This window comes from Candidatus Symbiopectobacterium sp. NZEC135 (assembly GCF_025962695.1).
The window spans coordinates 1-507 of record NZ_JAGFPF010001567.1; the positions used below are offsets into that span (position 1 = coordinate 1).

1 pseudogene is annotated in these 507 nt (G+C 58.0%); it reads left to right on the top strand.

From position 1 onward, the window contains the following. Positions 1–2: 2 nt before the first annotated feature. A pseudogene (locus J5224_RS35410) lies at positions 3–507 on the top strand (amino acid ABC transporter permease); the annotation flags it as partial.

A 507-nucleotide genomic window follows, 5' to 3' on the forward strand; every position in this document is an offset into this window, starting at 1 on the left:
CGCTGTTTGCGCTGTGGCACTGGGCCAAAAAGAACCTGTTCTCCAGCGTCCCAAACAGCCTGCTGACGTTGTTCTGCTTCTGGCTGCTGTGGAACATTCTGCCTCCGCTATTGAATTGGACGCTGCTTCAGGCGAACTGGGTCGGTGAAACCCGCGCTGACTGCACCCGCGATGGTGCCTGCTGGGTGTTTATTCAGGCACGCTTCGGCCACTTCATGTACGGACTGTATCCGGCAGAAGAGATCTGGCGCATTAACTTTGCGCTGGTTTTGGGCTTACTCAGTATCCTGCCGATGTTCTGGCGTCGTATGCCGCGTCGTGGGCGCTATATCGCAATCTGGGCGGTGTGCTACCCGTTATTGGCCTGGTGGCTGCTGTACGGTGGATTCGGCGGGCTGACGCGCGTAGAAACGCGCCAATGGGGTGGACTGACGCTAACCCTGATCATCGCAGCGATAGGTATCGCAGGCGCATTGCCGTTGGGGATTCTGCTGGCGTTAGGAAGAC